At 55.1% G+C, this 23807-nt stretch carries 17 protein-coding genes; 9 read left to right on the top strand and 8 right to left on the bottom strand.

Annotated features, from left to right (window positions below; translation table 11 throughout):
* Positions 1-545: 545 nt before the first annotated feature.
* Complete coding sequence (locus tag Mal52_RS29695) at positions 546-710, bottom strand: hypothetical protein (protein WP_197534788.1); 165 nt, start codon at positions 708-710, stop codon at positions 546-548.
* 898 nt (positions 711-1608) lie between these two features.
* Between Mal52_RS29695 and Mal52_RS09885 the strand changes: the two genes are divergently transcribed.
* The 4 genes from Mal52_RS09885 to Mal52_RS09875 all read left to right on the top strand — a co-directional run bounded on the left by Mal52_RS09885 (position 1609) and on the right by Mal52_RS09875 (position 9515).
* Positions 1609-2100, top strand: coding sequence for a hypothetical protein (locus Mal52_RS09885; RefSeq protein ID WP_145375789.1), 492 nt, complete (start codon positions 1609-1611; stop codon positions 2098-2100).
* 377 nt (positions 2101-2477) lie between these two features.
* Positions 2478-4667, top strand: a complete 2190-nt coding sequence (locus tag Mal52_RS09880) for a ligand-binding sensor domain-containing protein (RefSeq protein ID WP_231962584.1) — start codon at positions 2478-2480, stop codon at positions 4665-4667.
* Between the two features lie 275 nt (positions 4668-4942).
* Positions 4943-5110, top strand: coding sequence for a hypothetical protein (locus tag Mal52_RS29690; RefSeq protein ID WP_197532746.1), 168 nt, complete (start codon positions 4943-4945; stop codon positions 5108-5110).
* Positions 5111-5216: 106 nt separating this feature from the next.
* A complete protein-coding gene (locus tag Mal52_RS09875) occupies positions 5217-9515 on the top strand; it encodes an outer membrane protein assembly factor BamB family protein (RefSeq protein WP_197534787.1) in 4299 nt (1432 codons plus the stop codon).
* Positions 9516-9524: 9 nt separating this feature from the next.
* Here the strand turns inward: Mal52_RS09875 and Mal52_RS09870 are convergent, their stop codons facing one another.
* From Mal52_RS09870 to Mal52_RS09850, 5 genes are all read right to left on the bottom strand, one after another.
* The gene (locus tag Mal52_RS09870; RefSeq protein WP_197534786.1) at positions 9525-10694 is read right to left on the bottom strand and encodes a DUF1501 domain-containing protein; all 1170 of its coding nucleotides are present in this window, start codon (positions 10692-10694) and stop codon (positions 9525-9527) included.
* 218 nt (positions 10695-10912) lie between these two features.
* Positions 10913-12286: an EF-hand domain-containing protein gene (locus tag Mal52_RS09865; RefSeq protein ID WP_145375781.1), complete on the bottom strand. Its 1374-nt coding sequence runs from the start codon at positions 12284-12286 to the stop codon at positions 10913-10915.
* 272 nt (positions 12287-12558) lie between these two features.
* Positions 12559-14340: a hypothetical protein gene (locus Mal52_RS09860; RefSeq protein WP_145375779.1), complete on the bottom strand. Its 1782-nt coding sequence runs from the start codon at positions 14338-14340 to the stop codon at positions 12559-12561.
* A 425-nt stretch (positions 14341-14765) separates the two neighbouring features.
* Positions 14766-15758, bottom strand: a complete 993-nt coding sequence (locus Mal52_RS09855; protein WP_231962582.1) for a S1C family serine protease — start codon at positions 15756-15758, stop codon at positions 14766-14768.
* A 319-nt stretch (positions 15759-16077) separates the two neighbouring features.
* Complete coding sequence (locus Mal52_RS09850; protein WP_145375777.1) at positions 16078-17241, bottom strand: hypothetical protein; 1164 nt, start codon at positions 17239-17241, stop codon at positions 16078-16080.
* A 639-nt stretch (positions 17242-17880) separates the two neighbouring features.
* Between Mal52_RS09850 and Mal52_RS09845 the strand changes: the two genes are divergently transcribed.
* Positions 17881-18366: a hypothetical protein gene (locus Mal52_RS09845; protein WP_145375775.1), complete on the top strand. Its 486-nt coding sequence runs from the start codon at positions 17881-17883 to the stop codon at positions 18364-18366.
* Positions 18367-18500: 134 nt separating this feature from the next.
* Here Mal52_RS09845 and Mal52_RS09840 read toward each other — a convergent pair whose 3' ends face one another.
* Together Mal52_RS09840 and Mal52_RS09835 are read right to left on the bottom strand one after the other, a co-directional pair.
* Entirely contained in the window at positions 18501-19457 is a 957-nt protein-coding gene (locus Mal52_RS09840; RefSeq protein WP_145375773.1) for a carbohydrate kinase family protein, read from the bottom strand.
* Between the two features lie 31 nt (positions 19458-19488).
* Entirely contained in the window at positions 19489-20097 is a 609-nt protein-coding gene (locus Mal52_RS09835) for a DUF2062 domain-containing protein (protein ID WP_145375771.1), read from the bottom strand.
* Positions 20098-20452: 355 nt separating this feature from the next.
* Here Mal52_RS09835 and gmd point away from each other — a divergent pair, with 355 nt between their 5' ends.
* The 4 genes from gmd (at position 20453) to Mal52_RS09815 (ending at position 23729) form a co-directional block, all read left to right on the top strand.
* Complete coding sequence (gene gmd, locus Mal52_RS09830; protein ID WP_145375770.1) at positions 20453-21490, top strand: GDP-mannose 4,6-dehydratase; 1038 nt, start codon at positions 20453-20455, stop codon at positions 21488-21490.
* Positions 21491-21836: 346 nt separating this feature from the next.
* Positions 21837-22193, top strand: coding sequence for a hypothetical protein (locus tag Mal52_RS09825; protein ID WP_145375768.1), 357 nt, complete (start codon positions 21837-21839; stop codon positions 22191-22193).
* Between the two features lie 313 nt (positions 22194-22506).
* A complete protein-coding gene (locus Mal52_RS09820) occupies positions 22507-23001 on the top strand; it encodes a hypothetical protein (protein ID WP_145375766.1) in 495 nt (164 codons plus the stop codon).
* Between the two features lie 128 nt (positions 23002-23129).
* Positions 23130-23729, top strand: coding sequence for a hypothetical protein (locus Mal52_RS09815; protein ID WP_145375764.1), 600 nt, complete (start codon positions 23130-23132; stop codon positions 23727-23729).
* The last annotated feature ends 78 nt before the right edge of the window (positions 23730-23807 follow it).

Below are 23807 nucleotides of genomic sequence, written 5' to 3'. Positions count from 1 at the left end.
GACGAAAAAAGCAGACTCACTGAGACATCCGCTCAGCCAGCATCGATACGTTCCACGAGGGACGAATTTAGTGCGGTCCCCACACATCCACCGGAAAACATCCGCAGACGGCAACAGCAGAATACCCCGCCCGGTCAAAAGACACAGACACCCGCGCACCGACCAGCGTGAAGACCGAAAACATCTTCATGGATTTCACGACGGCTTGCAAGGGATTCCCGGAAAAACTGGGTGGGGTGGTTGCGACAACTGTGAATTGGGCGGGGGCTTTGGTTTACTGGTCACGAGGGGTGCACGCGGCAGGATGCACTGCCCCTGCCTTGAAGAAGGGATCAGAGATCTGCTACGTGTAAAACGTTCGGTTGTTCTCTACGACGCATTGCTGGATTGGGATCGAAATTTGCATTCGGGATGGGGTTTGCAGCATAATGGGTGAACTGGCCGTGGAAGGTGATCTTCCATGACTCAACTTCCCGCCGCACCGAGTTCTCTGGCAGCGCGAAACATCAATGACGCATCAAACGGCTATCCTCTCTACTTTCGATCTATACCTCGACACTGGCGGCGACACCGCCGCAGAGCAGCTTGACCAACAAACGAAACGCCACCAGACCCTTCAATGTTTCCCTTATCCCGTAATGCTCGAGTTGGCATTCCCGGAACTCGATTTCACAAATCGCTGGTGTTGGCAGCACTTCGGCCCCAGTCATGGTCAATGTTTCCAAAAATACTCAAACTACCGAATATGCACGACAGACGTTCCGTATTGCCACGTCGGGAAGTGGACCAACCGATGGTTCGTCAAAACAGATTACGACTTTGGGTTTAACGAATGGTACTTTTCAACGGCTTTCATGCGGGACCTATTCCTTAAATTTGTCCCCTCAATAAACTGGGGCGAGAATTTCCCAATTCAAAATTGAACCCGCACACCCAAAACGGGATGATAACGGTGCGAACCAGAGCGGCGAATCCTGCGGAATTTACAATCACCGCGTAACCTCGCCGCGTGGTTACGCCAGACGCTATCTGAAAAACATGTCGGACTCACTCATCAAACTGACGGAATTTTCGCTTGTTGGGGGGCCGATAGATCTTCCCGACCCTGCGTATAGTTTCGACGACAATTGGAAGTCTGAAATCTACACCCCAAAAGAGATCGCAGACGCGATCCTTGCGGTTTCACAAGTGAGGTTAGTGCATGACGCCAAGCCAGCCTGGAGTGCTTGGGTTGCACGTTGGGAATCTGGAGATCACCACATCGAGTTCGACATCACCGATTGCCCGTTCGACCCCGACAATGAAATACGGCCCGGAATTACGTCATATTGGGGCGGTTCCAAATTTGAAACGCATTGCACAATGTTGGAACTATTAAACGTTTGGCGTGGCATCCAAAAGCGTTGCCCCGGTGTGTGGCTACACAATACTGATTGCCGAATGTATTCCCCCGAATCTTTTCAAAAGACTTTCAGTGTAGTCGTATGACTTGTGCGCGATAAATCTAGAAAATAACGGGCCGAACCGAAGCGGCGCGAATCCAGTTGAAACTGAAATCAACGCGTAACCTCGCCGCCCGGTTACGCTGGCCCTCATGCAGCATAAAACATGAAATTCCCCTACCTCATCGCGTCACTGCTGGTATTAACCTGTGGATGTTCACCCAAGGCACCGCCAACTTGGAAACCCGTTTTGGATAGCGGACACCATCTAGGCTTTGGTGCTGTCTCCGTGTTTGCATTCGGTTATACCGACGTTCCGGAACATTCGATCGTTTTCTTTTTTCCGTTCGACGTCAATTCCAGCACCGAGCACACCAGCAACCCAGCAACTCGCACATTTGACTACTCAGGAAAGATCACTTTATCACCAAGCAAAGAAAAAGTGATGACGTACCACATTGCGTCAAGTGACGTGTCAAGAATCACGTGTAACGATTCAGACTACGAACTAAAAAACGGATCCGTATTCCATGTCTCGAAAGATGGCACGATAAAGCAACTTCCATTTGCGGGGCTACAACCGACAAGGGAGTACGTGCTTGATCTGAAAGACTACTTTGACTCACACCAAGGGAATGCGACCGAGCCCAAAGAGTGAGCTTTTCGTTGTGGCCAATCGCTGTGTAACCATCGCTTGCCACGGAGCGGCGAATGAGGCCGTTATTGCAATGGCTGGGCCTTTTGCCGCCGCCCAGTGGCGACGATCACAGAAAAATGCCCATTAACTGCCGCTCGCAGAGAACCCGCGCCCGATCCCCAAGCCCGGTTCTCCCATTTTTATCACCCGTCCCCCCCAACGATCATTGCTGTCCGCATCCACAGCGGTAAAATGCTAGAGGCCACTTCGTGTTTGCAAAAAGACCTGCTCCCGCCCCGCTTGCCGCAAGGCGGCGCGTTTGAGAGACATTTTTAAGCATTCCACCAAGTGCCGTGCGAAGCCACCCTCTTTTTAACCGCAATCTGCAGGACCAATTGATGATACTAAAATTTCGAGGTCACTTTCATCGATTGAGTCTTTGTGGCGTGTTCGCTGTGGTTCTCAGCACCATTTTTGTCGCGACTGCGAGCGGGGCTGATGTGGCTGGTGAATTGCCGATTATGGTTTCGCGGTTTGATCAGCAGGTTCAGGTTCCCTATACCACTGCCAACGGACTGCCGTCGAATGATGTGTTGCAAATAGCGCGCGACGACAACGGGACCCTCTTTGCCAAGACGAGCAAGGGGATCGCACGTTTCGAGGATCCTAGCTGGGTTGCGGTCGACGATTCCGTCGCTGCTGGGCTTTTTCCGGTCGATTCCCCTTGGTATGCGACGCTGGCAGAGCATGTCAGCCGCCGCGGGATGGTCCGTGCGGTCGCCGAGCATGAAGGCGAAATCGCTGTTGCTGCCGAGAACGGCCTGTTCCTTGGAGATGGAAAGAACTGGAGTTTGGCGCTTCCGGGAGATGAGCGGAGACGTTGGGCGCCGCTCGATGTCCGCGCCGTTGTCTATGATCGTGACGGCCGATTGTGGTTTGCTTCCCCGCAGGGTGTGGGATATCGGTCCGATGACGATCAATGGACGCTGCTGGATGGAACAGATGGCTTGCCGTACAACGACTTCACCTGCATCGCCGCAGGTCCCAAGGGAATCTGGTTCGGAACCAAAAACGGCGCCATTCGTTACTCCGATGGTGTCTGGGAATTTCGACAAGGACGACGATGGCTCCTCGACAACCATGTCCGCGACATCGTCATTACCGACGATGGCAACGCTTGGTTCGCCACAGCCGGCGGCATTTCATGCATCCAGTTTCGTCCGACCACACTCGAAGAGAAAGCGAAATTCTACGAAGCTGAGATCGAGAAGTATCACCGCCGAACGAGTTTCGGATACGTCAATCCAGCCGTGCTATCCGCACCAGGAGATAAAAGCACGGCGGTTCCCACGTATTCCGACAACGACGGTTTCAACACGGGACTTTATCTCGGCGCGATGAGCATGGCCTATACCGTGACCGGGGACGCCACCTACCGCCAACATGCTGAGAACTCCTTCCGGGCACTATCGTTTTTGAGCGAAGTCACCCAAGGCGGACCGCACCCGGCGCCTCGCGGGTTTATTGCTCGCAACGTGATCCCAATCACCGACCCCGATCCCAACCAGCGGTACGACTTGAATTATGACATGGGCCGCACCAAACGGGACTCGTTGTGGAAGATCATCCAGCCGCGACTACCGGTCGATGCCACGGGAAAGTGGTACTGGAAGTGTGATTCCAGTTCTGATGAGCTCGATGGTCATTTCTTCGGGTTGGCCACTTATTTCGACCATGTCTGCGAGACCAAGGCGCAGAAGGACGAGGTTCGAAAAGTCGTGCGGCGAATCATCGATCACCTTCTGGCAAACGGTTTGAGTCTCGTCGATCACGACGGTCTGCCGACACGCTGGGCGCACTTTTCTCCGGACGACCTCAACCGCAACTCCGCTTGGGTTGCCGAGCGCGGACTGAATTCCTACAGCATCCTGACTTATCTCTTGATCGCGCACCACATCACCGGCGACCCGAAGTACCGCGAAGCCTATTTGAAGCTTGCACTCGATCACGGCTACGGCATGAACGGCATGACTCAGATGCGATTGTTGGAAGGCCCCAATTCACCCGGCCATCAACCCGATGACAACATGGCGTTTATGAACTACTACCACTTGATTCGCTACGAGACGGATCCCAAACTGCTCAATATGTACCAGTACGCAATTCGCGTGAACTGGAAATACGAAAGGCCGGAACGTAATTCCTTCACAAACTTTATCTACGGCGCGTGTTCACTCGGGAAGACACGTACCGATCAATGGGGCGAAGTGGACCTGTCTCCTCCCTCGGAATGTTTCACAGGAGCCATCGACACGCTGCAGCGATATCCGTTGGATCTGATCGAATGGCCTATGTCCAACGCCCATCGTCTCGACTTGGTCCAAATGGGTGACCACGATGGGCATGGAGCTCCCATCGGTCGTCGCGTCGATGGCTATGTCTTTCCGATCGACGAACGTCAGGAAACCTACTGGGACTGGAATCCTTGGAAACTCACCTCCGGCGGGGACGGAATGCGACTCCGACCCGGCTTCCATTACCTACTCGCCTACTATATGGGGCGGGTGCATGGGTTCATTGCGGAATAGACGCCGCGGAATGCCTACCGTCTGCGGCTCCTCTTTGCTGGAACTTTTCAAGAAAGACCAGTGGCATCCCCGCTCACAAAAAACCAGCACCTTCTTTCCCCAACGCCCTGGTTCTCCCCATTTTTATCCCCCATTCCCCCCAACGATCGTTGCTGTCCGCGTCCACAGCGGTAAAATACTAGGGGCCGCTTTGTGTTTGCAAAAAGACCTGCCCCCGCCCCGCCCGCTGCAAGGCGGCGCGTCAGAGAGAAAAACGACCTGTTAGGAACATCACCGTGCGACAATCGATTGGTACCGCGTTACAATTTTGCTGCCTCGTGTTTTTGCCCCTGATGGTGATTTTCTCGATCAACTTCTACAACTTTCCGCTGATCGTGATGCCCGTTTCGCTGCTCATTACGATCGTCATCTTCAGTTTGGGACAGGTGTTGAAAAGCGAGTAAGCACGCTGGCAAAAACTTCGCCCTTTGAAACAACGGAATTGCTGTCCAACACGCTCGAAGCATAGTCGGCCCCTGATCCAACCCTTTCTTATCGATGGCCGCCCTCATGACGACCGCCCGCATCTTGGCGATATTGACGATTTCCGCAATCAGCCTTACGGCGATCGCGCCGGACGCAACTGCTCAGGCTCCGGCCGGGCGACTGCAGGAGTCGGTGTTTCTGGATACCGATTCGTCAGCCACCAAAAAACTGAGCGCGCTGGAGGAATACCTGCTTGCCGAACAGTGGTCCGAAGCAGTACAGCTCGCCAATCAGATTCTGGAACAACATGGCGACAAACTGATTGCGGCGGGAACCGGGCGTTATATCGGCCTGCGGACGCGCTGCCATGCGCTGTTGGCGACAATGAACGCCGACGGCTTGAAAACTTTGCGGCAACGGCTTGATCCTCAAGCGCGACAATGGCTGGAGGAAGGCCGCGCGAATCATGAGGAAGCGCCGCTGCTAAAGATCGTCAAGCTGGCATTTTTGAGCAGTCAGGGAGATGACGCGCTGGCGACGTTGGGAGAAATGGCATTCGAACGCGGGGCCTATGGAGATGCCCGCGGTTATTGGGAAATGACTTTACCGATCGAACCGCCGCAATCGGCCGGAGATCCGAGGACGGTCCTGACTTATCCCGACACGGACCTCGATCTGGCGGAATTGCGTGCCCGCCTGGTGATGTGCAGCCTGTTTCAACGGGACCTGCCCCGCTTCGAACAAGAACTTGCGGCATTCACCATGCGGCACAGTGACGCAGAAGGAACATTGGCAGGACGCACGGGACGGCTGAGTGAGATATTAACAACCTTGGCTGAGGAGGCGGAGCATTGGACGCAATCCACGGCCGAGAAGGACGTATCGACATTTGCTGGAAATACAAGTCGTAATGCGGTGCTTCCGCAAGCCATTGACGACATCGGCGCTGTGCAGTGGACGCACCCCTTGCCACCGGCAGCTCCTGATAAAATGTCACGCCGCGGCAGATTGGCGAAGCCGGTTTATTTGAGTTATTTCCCCGTCACCGTCGGCGATACGCTGTTCATCAACGACGCAACCACGGTGTCCGCATATGACCTGCTGACAGGAAAGCCGGCATGGCCAAGCCCAAACAGCAATGACGCGGTCATTTATCGGACATTGCCTCTATTCGGTAATCTACGCGGCAAAGAGAATGAGCAGGTCGGAATTCCGCGTTATACCATGACCGTTCACGATGGCCGACTGTATGTACGGATGGGCTCTCCGGTCACGAGCCGTAACAATGACAATCAACTCATGCGATCGGAAAGCCATCTTGTCTGCTTGAACATCGCCACAGGGCAAGGCAAACCGGTATGGACGATCGAGGCGGGCAAGATTTCTCCGGATCTTGGGAACTGGGAATTCGAAGGCTCACCCATTGTGACGGATGGAAAACTTTATGTCGCGTTAAGGAAAAGTTCACCGCAACCGCAAGCGAATGTCGCCTGCTTTGATGCGGAGAACGGTAGGCTGTTGTGGAATCGCAAGGTGTGCGCGTTTTTGGCGCCGGTCGGTGATCACCTGGAGGAGGTCAGCCATCAACTCTTGACGCTGGGTGACGGAACGCTGTTCTACTCCACAAATCAGGGCGCGATCGCCGCCATCGCTGCGCACGATGGTTCACTGAATTGGGTCGTCACTTACGAGCGAAACGCACAAGCCTCCTGGGTGTCAAAATTAAAAAACGGCTTGGTGCCTTGCCTCTATCATCAAGGAACCGTTGTGGCCGCACCGGCGGACTTGAAGAACATCGCCGCTCAGGGTGCCCGTCCCGGTCAATTTTGGCGGATGCCCGCGACGGGGACGGTCATGGGCATCGATGCGAAGACTGGTGTACTCAAATGGCGCAAGGAGCTAACCGGCGGCGTGCGACATCTGCTGGGTGTTCATCAAAATCGGCTCGTCGTTTCGGGAGACTTTCTCTGGGGCATTGATCTCGACACGGGACGCATCGTCTGGAAGCGGGGACAAACAGACGCCGAGTCGTACGGCTACGGGCGGGGCTTGCTAGCCGGGGATTTGGTGATGTGGCCCAAACGAGAATCGATTTGGGTTTTGAATGCCCTAACTGGAAACCCGCAAGCAGACATCGCCATCGGACAATGGCGGAGCGACTCCGGCCCGAAATTGACCGGGGGAAATCTGTTGGTTGCCGACAATATGTTGGTCATCGCCCAGGAGCAAGCGCTGGTCGCCTATGCACTCTGGGGACGTATGAAGAAAAAACTCCGCGAGGAAATCTCCGCGGCGCCCGATGACCCGTTTGTCCATCTGCGTCTAGCGCGTGCCGAGCATGCGTCGGGGGATTGGGACTCGGCAATCGCGGAGTATCGCCAAGCCGTTCGCCTGGCAGCGCCGCAGGACCAGTTTCAAAATCGCCCACTCAATTCATTTGCCACCGAACAATTGGCCGCATTGTTGATCCTGTCGGCGCAGCGGGCGGCCCAGGAGGGTGATCGCGATACCGCAACGCGAAATTATCGCGATGCGCTTCAGTTGTCGACGACTCCCGAAGTCCGCTTGAAAATCGCGAGCGGTCTGGCTGCCGCTTACGCTGAGTCGGACCAGCCGCGTGAGGCGGTCGAAGCGTGGCAGGAAATCTTAGATGCTCCACAGCTTTCAGAATTATACATCGATACAACACCAGGCCACTTGCGCCGAGCCGGCGATCTAGCCGATGCTGAAATCGATAATCTCCTTGCTCAGCACGGCGATGCGATCTATGAAACGATCGAAAGACGCGCCGTGGCTGAGATCGAACCGCTGCCTGCCGACATCACCCCCAACAGACTCAACGCCATTTTGACCCGCTATCCACATGCTCTGGTAGCCGCCCGTCGTTGGCTCGACATCGCTACGGTTCACAGCGAACAACATGCCTATGACCGCGCCATCAAGGCTTATGAACATTTGCTGGACCACCGCAACGATGAGATCCGTTTGTTGGCACTGTGGGGTATGGCCCGTGCTCTAGAACATTCAGACCATTGGCGAGAAGCGCAGCAATCTTGGTTGGAGTTGGCAGCCCAATTCCCAGAATCGATGATTCCCGATAGCCAGCCGCCGGTGACATTCGCCTCGTACACTAAGTCCCAATTAGAGCGGCCAGAATTTGAGCACCTGGCGCAAATCGATGCGTCTCCCGAGGCCATTTTACCCCTGCGCCGCAGTTGGCGACGCCCACTGGGAAGTCGCCGGCGACTGCTGATACCGGTCGGCTCGCCACCGTCACAACAATTGCAATCGGTGATCATCGCCGCCGACCGCCTCAACTGTTTCAACATGATCGACGGCAGCCTGCGCTGGCAGGCTGCGATCGCGGACCAAATCGAGTGGGCTGGATACGCGGGGACGCGGTTGCTGTTATCCGGACCGCGCGGCTTAGAAGGGGTATCACTGCGAACCGGCCAACGGTTGTGGCGGATGGAGTATGAATCGCTGGCAAATTCCTCCAGCCAATCAACCGGCGTCGCACCGAGGAAACCTCAACTGCACTTTGACGGACATCTTCCGCTGGTCTGCTTTCTCGCGGATAACGAATTAGTCTGCGCACGAGCTAACGACGGAAAAGTGACTTGGCGGTTTCGCCCTCCGCAAGGAATCATCAATCCTCATTGGTTTCTGCACCGCGACCGTTGTGTCGTGCAGACGACAGGCCCGCTGCGCGTTTTTGTTTTAAACGCCGCCAACGGTACGCCATTGGCCGATTTTTCCGTCCCCAACGAGCCATGGTCGGCCGATCCTCGCGGCTTTGAAAATGATTACTTGGCATTGGCCGTCAACTCCGCAGCAGAGACCACCTTCACTCGTTACGGGCTGAACGGTGAGATCCTCTGGCAATACCCACACGCCATTTCCCGCACCAACGCCGCTCCTGATTTTCTGACCAACGGTCGCGACGTCACCCTCGTCGTCGATGGCGACACTTTGATCGGCGTGGGCGCGGACGATGGAAAGAAGTTATGGCGAGTTGGCCTGGGACTGAAGATCCTGCCCCATGCCCGCAACCGTATGGGCATCGATGGGGAAGCGATCTATGTGGAGAGCGAGGGCATCCTGCGTAGTTACCAGATAGAGGACGGAGCCCTCCGCTGGGAACAGTTTTTGGGAGGCGACAACGTTTCCTGGAAGATCGCTAGTTGCGGACGTTATCTACTGGCGTCGCCACGTTTCCACAATCAAGCCGGTGATTTCCCGCTCCTGTTTTGCGATCCGTCTACCGGGGCGTTGGTCCAAAAACTGCACTTTAGCGGGCAGGGAAAAATCGACGTGCACTTCGCAGCCGGTGTGACGCTGGTCAGCTCGGCCGATTACGTTTATGCCTTAGCACGCATGTGACTGTCGATTTTAAGCCATCAATTCGGCAATCGGGTCCGCCTGGGCGATGGCGAGTGACTCGTGACGACCGCAATTGAGTTTGGCGGCAGCATCAATTCCCAAATGCTGATAAATCGTCGCGGCCAATTCCGAGGCGTGCACCGGACGGTCTTTGGGTTCGGTTCCGTGCCGGTCGCTGGCTCCGATCACACGGCCTCCCTGAACGTCGCCACCGGCGGCAATCGCCGTCCAAACGCCGGGCCAGTGATCACGTCCTCCCCGCGCGTTGATCTGCGGTGTTCGTCCGAATTCACCAACGGCCAAAACAAGTGTCGACGCCAACAAACCCCGCTCGCTCAAATCGTCCAACAATGCCGTATAGGCACGGTCGAACATCGGGCAAACCGTGCGGGAATAGTCCTCGAGCGTTGTGGATAAGTCGCCGCCGTTGGCATGGCAATCCCAACTCACTTGGCCGAAGACGGTCTCGAACATATTGACCGTGACAAAATCCACCCCCGATTCGACCAGCCGCGCTGCCGCTCGACAATTTTGCCCAAAGGAGGTGCGACCGTAACGCTCCACAGTCGGGGTCGGCTCAGCCGACAAGACAGCGCTGGCGGTGAGGTAATCCGGATCACGTTGCCGCCCCAATCCCCCTGCATCTTGCCCATGCGAAACGTTCACGCCGGTATTTCCCAAGCGACCTCCCAAGACGACGTATCCATTGTCAGCACGGGGACCGCGCAGCTGCTGCACCACCGACCCGACGCTGGGGCGTTCGATGCCGCCGCGAAACAGGAAGCCGGTATTGATCAATTGATGGCCGGTTTCGTGAATCGGCGATTCCTCGTGATAGACGCCGCGCAACAATGCATATTGATTGGCCCGCGCCGCCATCAACGGAAAATGTTCACTGAGCTGGATGCCGGGAACATTGGTCGAGATCGCTGAAAACGGACCGCGAATCTCCGACCGCGCCTCCGGTTTGGGATCCCACGTATCTAGATGACTCGGTCCGCCGTTGAGGAACAACAGAATCACTCGCCGCTCACCTTGTGCGGCGCGGGTGTGGTCCGTGTTGGCAAGGGAAGGTGTCGCAGCCAGTCCCATGCCAGCTGCTCCCAAACCGGCGCTACTGGTTCGCAAAAAATCCCGCCGGGAAACTCCACTGTCCTGCCCCATGTGGTTTTGCGTCATTGGTCTGCCTTGGATCTCAGAGGAGTGAGTCATTTCAATCAAAACGTTCAACGCCACTGCAGCGGCGCTGCTCTGAATAGCGTATCAGTGCGGAAGGGCCTTCGCAAGATGCGCGGTTGGACAACAAAAAAAACCGAGCAGCCGATTTCGAGAAATCAGCCACTCGGCCTGAAACACTTCTTCCATTGTCTTGGGCGACGGACTAGTCGCCGCTGACGTTAAGCGTCTTTGCCTTCCGTCGAATCGGCGGGCTTTTCTTCGGACTTTTCAGGGGATTGGTCTTTGTTTTTCCCCTTGCCCTTCTTGCCACCTTTTCCGCCCGGACCACCATCAGGCCGTCCGAAACGCAGTTCTTGACCTTCCAGAAAACCGTCGGAGTTTTTATCCATTCTTTCAAAATGACGCTTCAAGCGTTCGTCTGCTTCCTCTTTGGAGACTTTGCCGTCTTTGTCTTCGTCGAGACGTTCCAGAAGCATGCGACCTCTGCCGCGCCGCCCTGCTTCGCCAGCTTGCGGACGACGTCCCCGTTCCGGCCGCTGACCCCGTCGACCAAATGCCGGTCGATCTCCGCCCGGGCCGCGTCGTCCAGGGGCACCCAGCAATTCCGGCCCATCCAGCAAACCGTCTTCGTTTTTGTCTAGTTCATCAAACAATTCAAAGATCTTGGTCATCTCTTCCTTGCTCAATTTGTGGTCGTCGTTCGCGTCCAATTTCGCGAAAAACGCCGGAGGCCGCGGGGGACCACCGAAACGTCCACGCCCGGCGCCGCGTCCAGCTCCGCGTCGCGGTCCTGGTCCGTCTCCCTCGCCACGACCCGGTCGGGCGACACGGCGGAACTCATTCAAGTTGATGCTGCCATCCTCGTCTTTGCCGGCACGCTTGAGCATGGCCGCGAATCGTTCTTTGAAACCTTCAGGCACTTCATCAACGGTCAACTTGCCATTTTCATCGCCATCGAACCGTTTGAACATACGTTCGGGATCGGGTCGTCCCTCACGGCGTCCAGCACCGGGGCCGGGGCCTTTCTTGGCAGTTTTTTTGCCTTCAGCGCCGGGCTTTTTGCCTTCACCTTTGGCTTTTTTCTTGCCCCCTTTGCCTTTACCAGAAAACTTCTCAAAGTCCTCAAGCGTCAATTCGTCTTTATCCAGCCGCGTAAAGATGCGGTCAAAGCGTTTTTTTTGCTTCTCGGGAATCTCGTCTTGGGTCACTTTGCCGTCACCGTTTTTGTCGAGCCGCCCAAACAGCTTTTTGGGATCTCGTCCGCCCCGCTTATTCTTGCCTTTCCCCTTGCCCCCATCGCCAGCGGTTGCCGTCGGCTCGGGTTCGGGTTTGGTGGCATTGACGAATTCGTCTTTCGACAGTTTTCCGTCCTTGTCTTCGTCGCCCACACGGACCAAACGCTTGAAGAACTTGGCCCGCGCCTCGCCGACTTCATCCGCGTCGATTTGGCCATCGCTGTTTTTGTCCAACTTCTCAAACAGATTGGTCGGTTGAGAATCGTCCGCCGCATCATCTGCTGTGGCGACTAACGGAGAGAGCCCCAGACTGAGGCCAAGCACCGCGAACCACGGAAAAAGTATCGCTTTCATCATTGTGTTTCCTGAAATGGAGGGTCGAAAAATGTTCGCGGCCGCAGGATCCAAATGCCCCACGGCGGGGAGACTGGTTTTGTTCGTTCACAACCTATTAAACACCGCTTTGCCCCCCAGGTATCGCCCGCCTTGGCAAAAATTGCGAAAATCTCCTGAGAATCCTATTCCGATTCTCTGATAAAAAAACGGCCCGCGCTCCCTAACAGGGATCGCGGGCCGTTGACCATTTGCGTTTTCAGAACGGCGACGAGTTTCTCGGCACCGAGTTTCGATTACGGTGCTTCGGACTTCTTGGGCGTAAAGCTTTGCAAAAAGTACCCTTGCTCATCCGGCACCATATAGCTGCCGCGCGGCGGGAGGAATTTTGCAATCGTCTCGAAGTCCGGCAATTGGGAGAAATCAATATCATCAAATGCTTCGCCGAACGCGAAACCACTGTTCCCCGATTTGATGAACTCATATGCCGTTTTCACATCGGCATCGGTCTTGGTAAAAGTCACGGTCGAAGTTTCGGCCGGGAAATATTTGGCAATGGATTGATACGCTGCGGAGTCGGACAACTTACCGGCGTCGGCATCTCCCAGAATCACTTGCTCCAGCATGGTTACGTCCATGCCGATCATCAAATGATCTTTGACAATCGCAACTCCGATCAACTGCTCTTCACCACCACCGCCAGCTTGCCCTGGATTCAGCTGAACTGCCATTCCCGCTGGCACCGTGATTTCATACAGGGTTTCACCGCGGTACTCACGCGTTTCGACCGGAAAGCCTTCCATGTTCGCAATCTTGGCCAGAACGGCTTTGGCGTCCTCGCCATTCTTGACCTCCATGGCGGATAATGATCGTGTATGTTCGGGGTCGTCGACATCCGGCATGTCTGTCACGACCCGGATTTTGCCGGTCAGCAAATCAATCACATCGTCTTTCAGATGCACGTCCCCGTTGAACTGAGCTTCGGACAACTGGTCCAAAACCATCGTCAATGCGCCCGGTCCCCGGAAGGTGTCGACCAACATCTCAATGGAACGGTAGGCTTTATCGATGCCCCAATTGACGGCAAAGTAGCTGGTCGCATTTTTCGGGACCCATGCCGGCGGCACCTGTGAGTCGGGCGGGAAATTGAAGACCTTCAGCAGTCCGGTCGTGGGTTGTTCCATGTAGAACAACGTCCGCGAAACGGAATCGAAATCCCCTTCTCCCATCGACACAGTTCCACCAACAGCCTTGAGATTGCTCAAACCGGTCAATGGCAGGAAGCCGACGACCATGCCCATCTGCGGGTTGGAGGCGGCAAGCACTTGAACCAACCCGATCGGGTCTAAGTACCAAGTGACCAACGAAGGAGAGGTCTCGCCTTCACCGCTACATTTTTTGACGAGATACCGGAACACGTCATTGCTCATGAGCGTGCTGTCATGTTCTCCATCCCAGCGGGCCAAGACCGTCTGAACGACGTCGATCCCTTTGCCGATGATCAGGTACGAATCCTTGATGCAATAGGCGAGATCAAAATCTGTCGGCTGGGCTTGCCCCTCGGCCACATCCTCTTTCAGCGAGATGATCTCGTTGCCTTCATACTCCTCGGTTGAGCGTTCGATCCCTTTTTCCTGCATGCCTTCGGTGATTTTCTCCAGCACCGTATTGACGACATCGCCTTTGTCGCCGAAGTCGATCATGGCGACAGGTGCAATCGGTTTTCCGGGAGGCTGAACAACAGCGACTGTGATTTCGCCTTGGGGAATCGACAGGAATTCTTCCAAGCTCGTTCCGAGTTTCTCTTCGAATTCTTCGGATTTCCCTTGAATGACCTCGACGATGCTTTCGCGGACCGTGGCCAAATCAGGATGATTCAACATCTGCCCCGATAAGGACGCGTTGAATTTTTCCTTCAATTCGGTGGTATTGCGAACGCTCAAATACGCATAAACATTCGTCGGCAAACGCCGCACGCTGGAAATTGCCTCGTCCTGGGCGCGGGCCGATTGTGCGGCGGCGAAGACTAAGGTCGAGCCGACCACTACACTCAGGCAGAATTGGACAAGCTGTTTCATGGGTCTCGTTTGATCCTTTCTGGATTTCATCGACCGCGGCGGCGGAACCGCCCACCGCACATTCGCAGCCGTTTATAAGTCGTCGTGACGCGGCTATCCATTGCCGTTCGGCTAGAGAACGGAGAAGTCCGCCACAGCCTGACGAAATTCTAGTGGCCACGTCCAGCTAGTCTAGTCGACAAGCCCGAAATGTCGTAGCCCGAAATCAACTCGCGTCTGAAATCGCCGGTCGATTTTCATCCCTGACCTGCCAGCAACCGCTTCGCAGACATTCAGCACGTGACATCTCGACCATTTCCAGCCATAGATTGCGTGCAGGTCTCAAACCTCCCCTGCATCTTCCTACGACGAGAATTCGTCGGTCATTGAAGAAAGGTGCAGCATGATGCCCCCACCACAGGGGGCGCGGCCTAGCGGCGATTTTTTTACGGGGTGGGTGTCGATGATTTCTTACGCTTTGGCCCCCCGGCGGTTTTGCGGCGCGGCGCATCGAGGTAGCGATAGCCGGTATTGGGATTGTTCTTATTGAACGCAAAGGCCTCGCGGTTATTCAAAAACTGCTTCAAATAGGCCACGGGGATGGCAAATCCCAAACCTTCTCCGAACAAAAGCTTCATGTTGGTCACGCCAACCACTTCGCCCCGCATATTGAACAACGGCCCGCCACTGTTGCCGGGATTGATCTCTGTTGTGGTTTGAATGAAAACCAAGCCTTGGAAGTTGCGATTTCGATTGCTGACAATCCCTTGAGAGACCGAACGCTCCAAACCGAGAGGATTGCCGATGGCAAAGACCGGATCGCCACCGCGCAGTTCGTCATCCTCGGCAATAAAGACATGTTTGAATTTCAAATCCTTCTGAACGGGGATTTGCAACAACGCCAAATCCAAAAATGGATTCAGCGCTACAATCTTCACATCATTGATCTGACGTCGCTCAAACTCCCCTTCGCCACTGCGATGAAAGACAGTGGCAGCGATGCGTGTTTCCTGCTCGACGACATGGTAATTCGTGACGCAATATCCACGGTCGTTTAAGATAAATCCCGAGCCGAGTCCACCGGGCGTGGTGATCAAGACCACTGCTTCGCCGAATTGTTGCGTCAAATCCTTGACCGAACGAACCGGCAGTTTGGCGGAGCTGTAAAGGTCGTTCTCTTCGACCGCCTGCGGCGCAGCTTCTTTCGGTTTGTCGTCGCTGGTGTGGGTCTTAATCCGCGACTTGGGCACCCGCACGATGTCGACTCCCAGATCGAGAATCAGTTGCTCGCCGGCATCCTTGAGGACTTCCCCCTGCAGTTTTTGCCCCGATTTCAACTCAATCACATCGCAGCGCGCTGCGGGGACATCGGTTCCGATGATTGTCCCCACGACAACCGCCGCCACCATCATCAAACGACTGTGAGAAATCCGCTGCATCAGGCATCCTTTCCATTGATTGCTTTTCCTTTTCCGTTTGGAAAAGGCTCGAATTGCGAAGTGATTCAACACGGCATTGACCTGGTTGATATTAATAACAAACCCCCGCTCCCTCTGGGCCAAGGCCACAGTGAGGGCTAACAAACTTCCCTCTCCCTCTGGGAGAGGGCCGGGGTGAGGGTTTTTGCGTTCCGCACAACTCTCCTCCCCGACAACGCTGTAAACTTATAATGTGAATCAAGCATCCTACGTGAGACCTAAGCGAGAAAGGTGCGTCGCGACGCATCCTGCACTTAAGAACTCGCGTGTCGTTAACAGTTTATTCCGCGTCGAAGCGAAAGTCGAGGTGACAGGCAGTACAGGCTTTGGTCATCCGCTCTCGAGCTGCTGAATACGCGGCGAAATCGGTCTGCTCTGCGGCTTGCAATGCATCTTGGGCCGCCTGGATCAAGGCTTGTGATTGCGTCACATATTCCGGCTCATCAGCCAGATCATATTCCTTGCGCGCCGTCACCGTCGCCAACAATGCCAGCATCGACAACTCGTGTCGCAGTTGCTCGGACTGCGACCTGAAACTGTTTTCATCCCCGGTGTTTGCTTTCAACCACGCATCGCCAAGTTGCATCCGCTTCATCAAATTGTTCCGCGGCGCAAATTCGTCGAGTTGTGCATTCGGATTGGGCGGCTCTAAATCAGCCGGCTGATTTCCTGAAAGCAGTTGTTCTAATTGTTCATAAATTCTCGATGCCGGGTCGTAGTGTTGGCGTCCCAAGCCGGTCGCTGTTGCCGCGAGCTTTGCGGAAAGATCTCGCACCTCGGGACCGTGCGCCTTCCAAGTGATCGAGTCGGGATGCGTTTCGGCAATCATGCCCAGCACAGCCATCACGCTGCTTTGGACTTGCAAATCTTTGTAATTGCCGTTGTACCGCTGCACAGATTGAAAGGCCTGCCTGAGCGCTAACCGTATCGTCTTGGCTTCCAGTTGAATTCCCTCGCCGGACAACAAGGCCGCCCAGACGTCCGCCTCGTCGGAACTGCCCTTGGAGTTCGCTGGTTCCGGGGTTGAATTTGTCGCGGCGGGATTGGTGGAGAGTGCGCTCCTCGTCGCTCCCTTCGGCGTGCCAGTCGACGCTGTTGTGCCCACGGTTGCACCCGAGTTGGCAACCGCCAACGGGTCCTCGAACCAGACGTTGGGCCAGACATCGAGCGGAATTCCGTTGATGGTCGGCGGCGTCTTTGCTGGATCGTCAGCTGGTGGAGCAGCCTGCGCCGTGGCATTGCTCGGTGTTGTTTCGCTCGGTGTTAAATCGCTTGGTGTAGCGTTGCTCGGTGTGGACTGGGTATTCGCTGCGCCGGTCGGATCGTTGCTCGGCGTTTCCGTAGTCGGATCGCTGCCGGAGCATCCGCAGAACGTCCCGAAGACGACGAGCACAACCATATGGAGCGCGCGTTCGACAACCGATTGTTGGTCAAATTTCTTCAAAAACCTGATCTCCCCCTCCGATTTGTGGCGACAGCCATCGTCGTCGAATCATGTGGGGGCAACCTAAGAAATGACAGTTGCACAAAGTGTCCAACTGAAGACTGCAGCTCCCCCCATTTTTTTTGATAGCGACGGTCATTATGTGAGGTCGACAGTTCAGCTGCAAGACGAGGCCGACTGTGGAGTGAGGTAAAGTGGCGTTTGCTCCCGTGTGCGGAATCCCGTTTTGGGTCTAAGAATGGTGACTGGTAGGAATTATTCCCAGTTTGCGGAAAAGGGGGCCCAAGGAGGCTGAGTGACTTGCACAAGCAAGATTTTCCTAGTATCCCTAACCGGAAGAACTCACCCATTTTGTACGGATTTGTAAGTGGAATTTCAGAAAACAGACTGAAAGGGTTTGGATTCTGAGATATACTTCGCGTGTCTGAGCCAAAGTGATTGCGGCGGCTCGTGACGAGATCCCCAAAATGGACCCAGCGAATCTGGTTCGCCTCAAAAATTCGAGCAGTGTGACGACAAAACGGAGTGCGTCACATTGTGGGTAAGACAAACAACTCAGTGCCTAATCCAGTTACCCTTCGAACGTTTCGAAAGATTTGGCTTGAGCACGGAAGGTTCATCTGAGAAGGAGCATTTTCGATGAAAAAACTCATGGTTACGACGGCATTTGCCTTACTGTTCTGCGCCTCGACGGTCAGTTTTGGCCAAGAAGGTCCTGTGATTCTCGGTCCGGCCAGTGGTGGTGACACCCTTGCCGCTCCCATCGCCGAAGGCGAACCGGTTATCGAGCCGATTCCCGCCGGTCCGATGGAAGCCTATCCGGGTGGCGTGGTCGAATCTTTCTCGCTGTTTCAATGCGTGAAAGTGAAAGATCCGCATCACATTCACCCGTGTGCAGTCCCGACGATTATCCAAATCGCCGATCCCTGCCCGAAAAAGTGCTGCGATCCTTGTGGCGAATGCTGTGCCTCACCCTGTGTGAACGTGCAAATCTGCGTTCCCCCCTGCGGTTGCCCGAAGATCAAGACGCGTCGCAACGGCCACTACGTCAAATACGACTATGGCAAGTACCGCATCGAAGTCACTTCGCGAAACGGCAAAGTGATCGTCGACTACGACGATTGATCGAAACGACTGAACAACGGTTTCTCACCTTTTCGAGAAACTAACGTTTAAAAATTGAAAACCGGCCGCGTGAATCCATTTCACGCGGCCGGTTTTTTTGTGCGCTAGCAAGCAACTTGGTCGTGCAGCAGCCGTCAATCGAGCGGCAATTCGTGCTCGCGTAAAAACGCATCCAACTCCGGACGCGTGAAGACGCCTGCCGTGGCGCCGATTTGGCGGACGCAACTGGCACCCAGTGCGCTGCCCAGCCGCAAACACTCGGCGTTGGAACGTCCCTCGAGCATGCCCAACACGAATCCCGCATCAAAGGCGTCGCCGCTGCCAGTCCCGTCGACAAACGACACCGGAAACACGCCCCCTTCGATCAGTTCGCCATCGCCGGCTAAAACGGTCCCTGTCTCGCCACGGGTAATGACAACCGTCCGTGCGCCCGCAGAACGAAATCGCTCGGCTTGATCCCGCGCATTTTCTAAACCGGTCATCAACCGCGCTTCGTCTTCGTTGGGGAAAAATAGATCTGTGTGCGGCAAGACGGCGGCGATCCGCTCCCAGAGTTCTGCCGCGGGGGCAATCGCGACGTCCAAGACGGTTTTCACCCCCGCCGCTTGAGCGCGACGAAACAAATCCGCTACAGCCTCGGCGGTCAATCCGGGCATCAGCAAATATCCACCGAGATACAGAATCGGCGCGGAGGCCAACAGTTCATCGGTCACTTCGGTTCCGTCGAAGACCGCATTGGCGCCGAAGGCATGCACAAAACGGCGGTCCTCACCAGCCACGTTCACAATCAGCGTGCCGCTGGTCTCCGTATTGGGCGTTTCCATCAGATACTGCGTCTCGACGCCGGCAGCGGTGAGTGATTCGGAAACAAAACCTCCGAAGACATCGTCGCCGACACGTCCCACGATGGCGACCCGCAGGCCCAGTTTGGCCAAGTCAACCGCCACATTGGCGGCGCAGCCTCCGGTTGAAAGTTGCAGCCGGTCAGCCATTTGCAGATGACCCGCCGCAGGCAGCGACGTGATCGGCGTGCAGGCATGGTCAGCGACGACAATTCCAACGCAAAGACAGTCATATCGGTATTCGGTCATGTCCCCGTTCATCCTTCCCGGCGCGACAGAATTACCCAGCGGTCTCGGCCGGCTTGGTTATTGGGGGCACATTGACCGGACGTTCAACGACTTTCACCGCATTATTTGCGGTCGGTTCCACGGCATCCACAGGATCTGCCGTTTTCTCCACGTCGTGCGGTTTGTCCTTGCCAACGGCGCGCAGCAACCACCGCATGACGGGATATGTGATGACTCCGCCCACGGTGGCCACGATCGCCGAGCCAAATAACAACGGCATACCGACGTCAATAAAGACCGCATGAATCGCATCCAGCCATTCGCTGAAACCATGATAGGTCAACAACCGCTCGAAGTCCTCGTGGGTGACCGTGTCCTTAAAGAACAGCGTCCCCACTTTATAGTTGGCCCAATAGATGGGAATCATCGTCAGAGGATTGGAAATGTAGACCGTGATCAAAGCCGCTTTGCGGTTGAACCGCACGAACAAGCTGACCAGCATCACCAACACCATTTGGATGCCGACCGTGGGAGTCAGCCCTAAAAACATGCCGATCGCTGTCCCTTTGGCGATGGAATGCGCACTGTCATCCAACGACAAAATCGCCCGCAACAGCGTTCGCGGGCTATTCCACCAGGGGATTGACTTAGAAGAGGACATGCACGACCGACAATCAAAGAGCTGTTTTGACCAGACAAACACGGACCAGCCACATTGGCAGACACCCGTAACTCCACGAATCAATTATAGGGCACAGGATTCGCCGCGAAAACTAACACCGGCATAACCGGACCACTCATTTCCATCGAAAAAGGCGGAATCGACAACCAACAACGCACCGTCACGCGACAAAACAGGCCAGAACCGGCAGCTTCGCTCCGCTGCATGTGACTTTGGTTCGGTTGACTGGTATGATTCAGTGAGGAGTTGCGGCACTGTTGCCCACCCCCCACCCAATTATGGGACATTCAAGCACGTCCCGTATCAATTTCTTCGTCACGCCAAGGTTTCATCGATGAGCGAAAATCGCTGCGCACTGATTACGGGGATCACCGGCCAGGACGGGTCCTATTTGGCCGAACTGCTGGTCTCCAAAGGATATGAGGTGCACGGGCTGATTCGACGCTCCAGTACCACGACCACGGGCCGCATCGCCCATCTGATGAACGCCGCTCCCGGACCGGGAAGTGTCGAATTGCACTACGGCGATCTCTCGGACAGTATCGGGTTGAACACCCTGATCCTCGATATCGAGCCAGACGAAATCTACAACTTGGCTGCGCAAAGCCACGTGCGCGTCTCTTTTGACAAACCGCTCTACACCATGGACATCACCGGCGTGGGAGCACTGCGTATCTTAGAAGTCGCCCGGCAACTCGCCCGTCGCAAAGAGGTCCGGGTCTATCAAGCTTCGTCCAGCGAAATGTTCGGGGCGGCTCCCGATGTTCCGCAAAACGAATGCACCACATTCCGCCCACAAAGCCCCTATGCCTGCGCCAAGGTCTACGCGTATTACCAGACCATCAATTACCGCGAAGCGTATGACCTGTATGCCTGCAACGGAATCTTATTCAACCACGAATCCCCCCGACGAGGCGAACAGTTCGTCACCCGCAAAATCACCCGCGCTGTCGGCCGGATCATGCATGGTTTTCAAGACAAGCTCTTCCTCGGCAACCTCGATGCCAAGCGGGATTGGGGTTATGCGAAGGATTACGTCGAAGCGATGTGGCTGATGCTGCAACAAGACGAGCCGGACGATTTTGTCATCGCCACCGGCCAGTCGCACAGCATTCGCGACTGCCTGGAAATTGCTTTCGATCGCGTGAATTTGAACTGGGAAGATTACGTCGAAATTGATCCACGCTTCTTCCGCCCCACCGACGTCTCTTTCTTGCAAGGAGATTGCAGCAAGGCCCGCGAATCGTTGGGCTGGGAACCGAGCACGCCGTTCGATGAATTGATCCGCATTATGGTCGACGCCGATTGCGACCTCGCCGCCCGCGAACGCGCCCTAGAAGACATGAACGCCAACACCGACCCCCGCAAATAGCGGCGGGGCCGCTTGGTGCGAGCTGCCGCTCGGAATTGGAAAGGCCGCTCCCGTTGGTCGCTACGTTGAACCGAGACGGTCGCCGGGAGGGCGAAGCTCCTGCTGAGCCGCGGGCGGGACGCTGGACGACGTTTGCAAGTTCGTCGAACACGATGACACACTTGGTAAAGCGGCCCGTTAAAACGGCGCTTGCATCGCTCGGCGCTGCGTGTTTCAATGCTCTGCAACAGGCTCCACATTCCACCGGGCCGCTCGCACAGCTTGATGTCCTTCACGGCAGCGGAGTTGCGTCGTGAGGCTTGCGACCTACCAAACACAACGTCTTAAGTCTAAGGAGACACTAGCCATGCTCTGGGAAATGTATCAATACCGGGCGATTAACAATGCGAGTTCGAAGGCTTCAACTGCGGAAACGAAAGTCACGACGGTGAGCCACAACGTCCGGCGATTGGAAGACAAACTCGATTCCCTGTCGCTGACCTGTCAGGCGCTCTGGGAAATCCTGCGTGAGCGCACAAAATTGACTGAAGAGGATTTGATCGCAAAAGTCTCGGAGATCGACCTCCGCGATGGCAAGGAAGATGGCCGCATGGGAAACGCCGGCATCCCCTGCCCCCGCTGCAAACGCACCCTCAGCCGCCGCCACGACAACTGCATGTACTGCGGCGAAGAGGTCGGCAAATCGCATCTGTTTCAACAATAACCCGTGCTGTTGGGTGAGCATCAAAATGTAGGGTGCGTCGCGACGCACCTTGCTGTGTAGGACGACAGATCATCCCAACGAATCCATGCGTCGCACACCTATTGACGAAGAAATTTAGCCACAGAGGCCACAGAGGTCACAGAGGTCACAGAGAAAGAAATAAAGCCACCGCTCATTTGAGCAGTGCAAAGCTCGGTATCACAGACGTTTTCCCAGAGTTTCTTTGTGGTGAAATGCCCAATGCTAAAATGTGACGAGACGCGCCTTTGGTTGGCAGAAATCAGATCATCCCAACGCATAACAACGGTTTCGTATGAGTTTTGATCTCTTCCTGGTCACTTTTCGTGATGGCTCAAGCGCGCCAGCGGATGACGTAGCAGCGCGCGCCGTGCTCGATTCATTCGAATATGACTTCAGACCCAAATTCCAAGCTTACGAGATCACGGTTGATGACGGAAAGCATCTTGAGTTTTCTGCAGGCGGGCTACATGATGACGACGAGTTCAGCGGTGGAATGTTCGCATTACATGATTTTTCTCGCGACATCATGCAATTTATTTATGAATTCTCAAAAGCCGCCGGATCCGTCATCTTCCCAGCGATGGATCCCCCCTGCATATTGATTCCTCGTGATGACCTGCTTAAGCATCTTCCCGAAGATTTTCCTAGTGACTTCACGAATTTTCCAATTAACAGCGGTGAAGAAATGCTAATCGTGCTTAAGGAGGGATACGATGCCTGGAGTGCTTTTCGTGATCGCGTTCGTGATAGCGATGTCGGCGATAATCCTTCTTCAAATGACATTTAACCGGGAACTTAGTTTCGTAGGGTGCGTCGCGACGCACCTTTCGATGTAGGACGACAGATCATCCTCTCGAAATACGTGTCGTACTCGTTTTGACAACCAACCCTACTCGAGTCCTGGATGTCATCAAAATGGAAAAACATAGGGCGCGAATGATTTGGCCATTTTTAATAATCGCCACATTGTTGATTGCCGGTTCTTGGTACTTGCGGACCAAACGGCGGGCGACAGAGTCTCGTTTAACGCCTCAAGAAGTGATTGCCGAGATGCGAAAGCGTGCCGAACTTGCTGTGGCGGACGCTAAAAAGGAATATGACATAGACCTCAATTTTTCGCCAGAGTCCGTGGAGGACTTGGATGAAATACTTCTACAGATCCACGAATCGCACCAGTCAACCCCTCTTGCGTCAATCGAACTCCGGCGTCATTCGCTGAAGTGGGGCGGCTATATCGGCGAGGTCTCCAAACGAATCCGAGACTGCGAATGGTCAGTTGATTCCAAAATTGGCGGCAAAGGAGATTATCCAATCGTTTACAAAGACCGCAGCGAAAGCTTTCCCATCGGTTGGTGTTTAAGACGAATTGTTAACGGCGAGGAAGACAACGTGTGGCACAAGTTCACTTACTTAGTGGTGAATCGCGATGGCGATTATCTCGACGCACTGACTGAAGCTGGCGCTCAATTTTCGGAAGAGTCAGGCGAAGCGGAACCAAATAACTATTCTGAATGACATTAATGACTCTAGTCCGACCGCACCGGACAGTTTTGACGCGACTTCGCTTAATCAATTCCTGCCCACACAGAGCTG

It is taken from the genome of Symmachiella dynata, from assembly GCF_007747995.1.
In the GTDB taxonomy this organism is placed as follows: Bacteria; Planctomycetota; Planctomycetia; order Planctomycetales; family Planctomycetaceae; genus Symmachiella; species Symmachiella dynata.
Note: the sequence above shows the minus strand (reverse complement) of the source record. Positions and strands in the feature narration are given on the sequence as shown.

What these genes read in the sequence shown, in the direction of transcription:
- Mal52_RS29695 (WP_197534788.1), bottom strand. Translation starts at nt 710, where the DNA reads ATGACTGGGGCCGAAGTGCTGCCAACACCAGCGATTTGTGAAATCGAG.
- Mal52_RS09885 (WP_145375789.1), top strand. Translation starts at nt 1,609, where the DNA reads ATGAAATTCCCCTACCTCATCGCGTCACTGCTGGTATTAACCTGTGGA.
- Mal52_RS09880 (WP_231962584.1), top strand. Translation starts at nt 2,478, where the DNA reads ATGATACTAAAATTTCGAGGTCACTTTCATCGATTGAGTCTTTGTGGC.
- Mal52_RS09875 (WP_197534787.1), top strand. Translation starts at nt 5,217, where the DNA reads ATGACGACCGCCCGCATCTTGGCGATATTGACGATTTCCGCAATCAGC.
- Mal52_RS09870 (WP_197534786.1), bottom strand. Translation starts at nt 10,694, where the DNA reads ATGACGCAAAACCACATGGGGCAGGACAGTGGAGTTTCCCGGCGGGAT.
- Mal52_RS09865 (WP_145375781.1), bottom strand. Translation starts at nt 12,286, where the DNA reads ATGATGAAAGCGATACTTTTTCCGTGGTTCGCGGTGCTTGGCCTCAGT.
- Mal52_RS09860 (WP_145375779.1), bottom strand. Translation starts at nt 14,340, where the DNA reads ATGAAACAGCTTGTCCAATTCTGCCTGAGTGTAGTGGTCGGCTCGACC.
- Mal52_RS09855 (WP_231962582.1), bottom strand. Translation starts at nt 15,758, where the DNA reads ATGCAGCGGATTTCTCACAGTCGTTTGATGATGGTGGCGGCGGTTGTC.
- Mal52_RS09845 (WP_145375775.1), top strand. Translation starts at nt 17,881, where the DNA reads ATGAAAAAACTCATGGTTACGACGGCATTTGCCTTACTGTTCTGCGCC.
- Mal52_RS09840 (WP_145375773.1), bottom strand. Translation starts at nt 19,457, where the DNA reads ATGACCGAATACCGATATGACTGTCTTTGCGTTGGAATTGTCGTCGCT.
- Mal52_RS09835 (WP_145375771.1), bottom strand. Translation starts at nt 20,097, where the DNA reads ATGTCCTCTTCTAAGTCAATCCCCTGGTGGAATAGCCCGCGAACGCTG.
- gmd (WP_145375770.1), top strand. Translation starts at nt 20,453, where the DNA reads ATGAGCGAAAATCGCTGCGCACTGATTACGGGGATCACCGGCCAGGAC.
- Mal52_RS09825 (WP_145375768.1), top strand. Translation starts at nt 21,837, where the DNA reads ATGCTCTGGGAAATGTATCAATACCGGGCGATTAACAATGCGAGTTCG.
- Mal52_RS09820 (WP_145375766.1), top strand. Translation starts at nt 22,507, where the DNA reads ATGAGTTTTGATCTCTTCCTGGTCACTTTTCGTGATGGCTCAAGCGCG.
- Mal52_RS09815 (WP_145375764.1), top strand. Translation starts at nt 23,130, where the DNA reads ATGGAAAAACATAGGGCGCGAATGATTTGGCCATTTTTAATAATCGCC.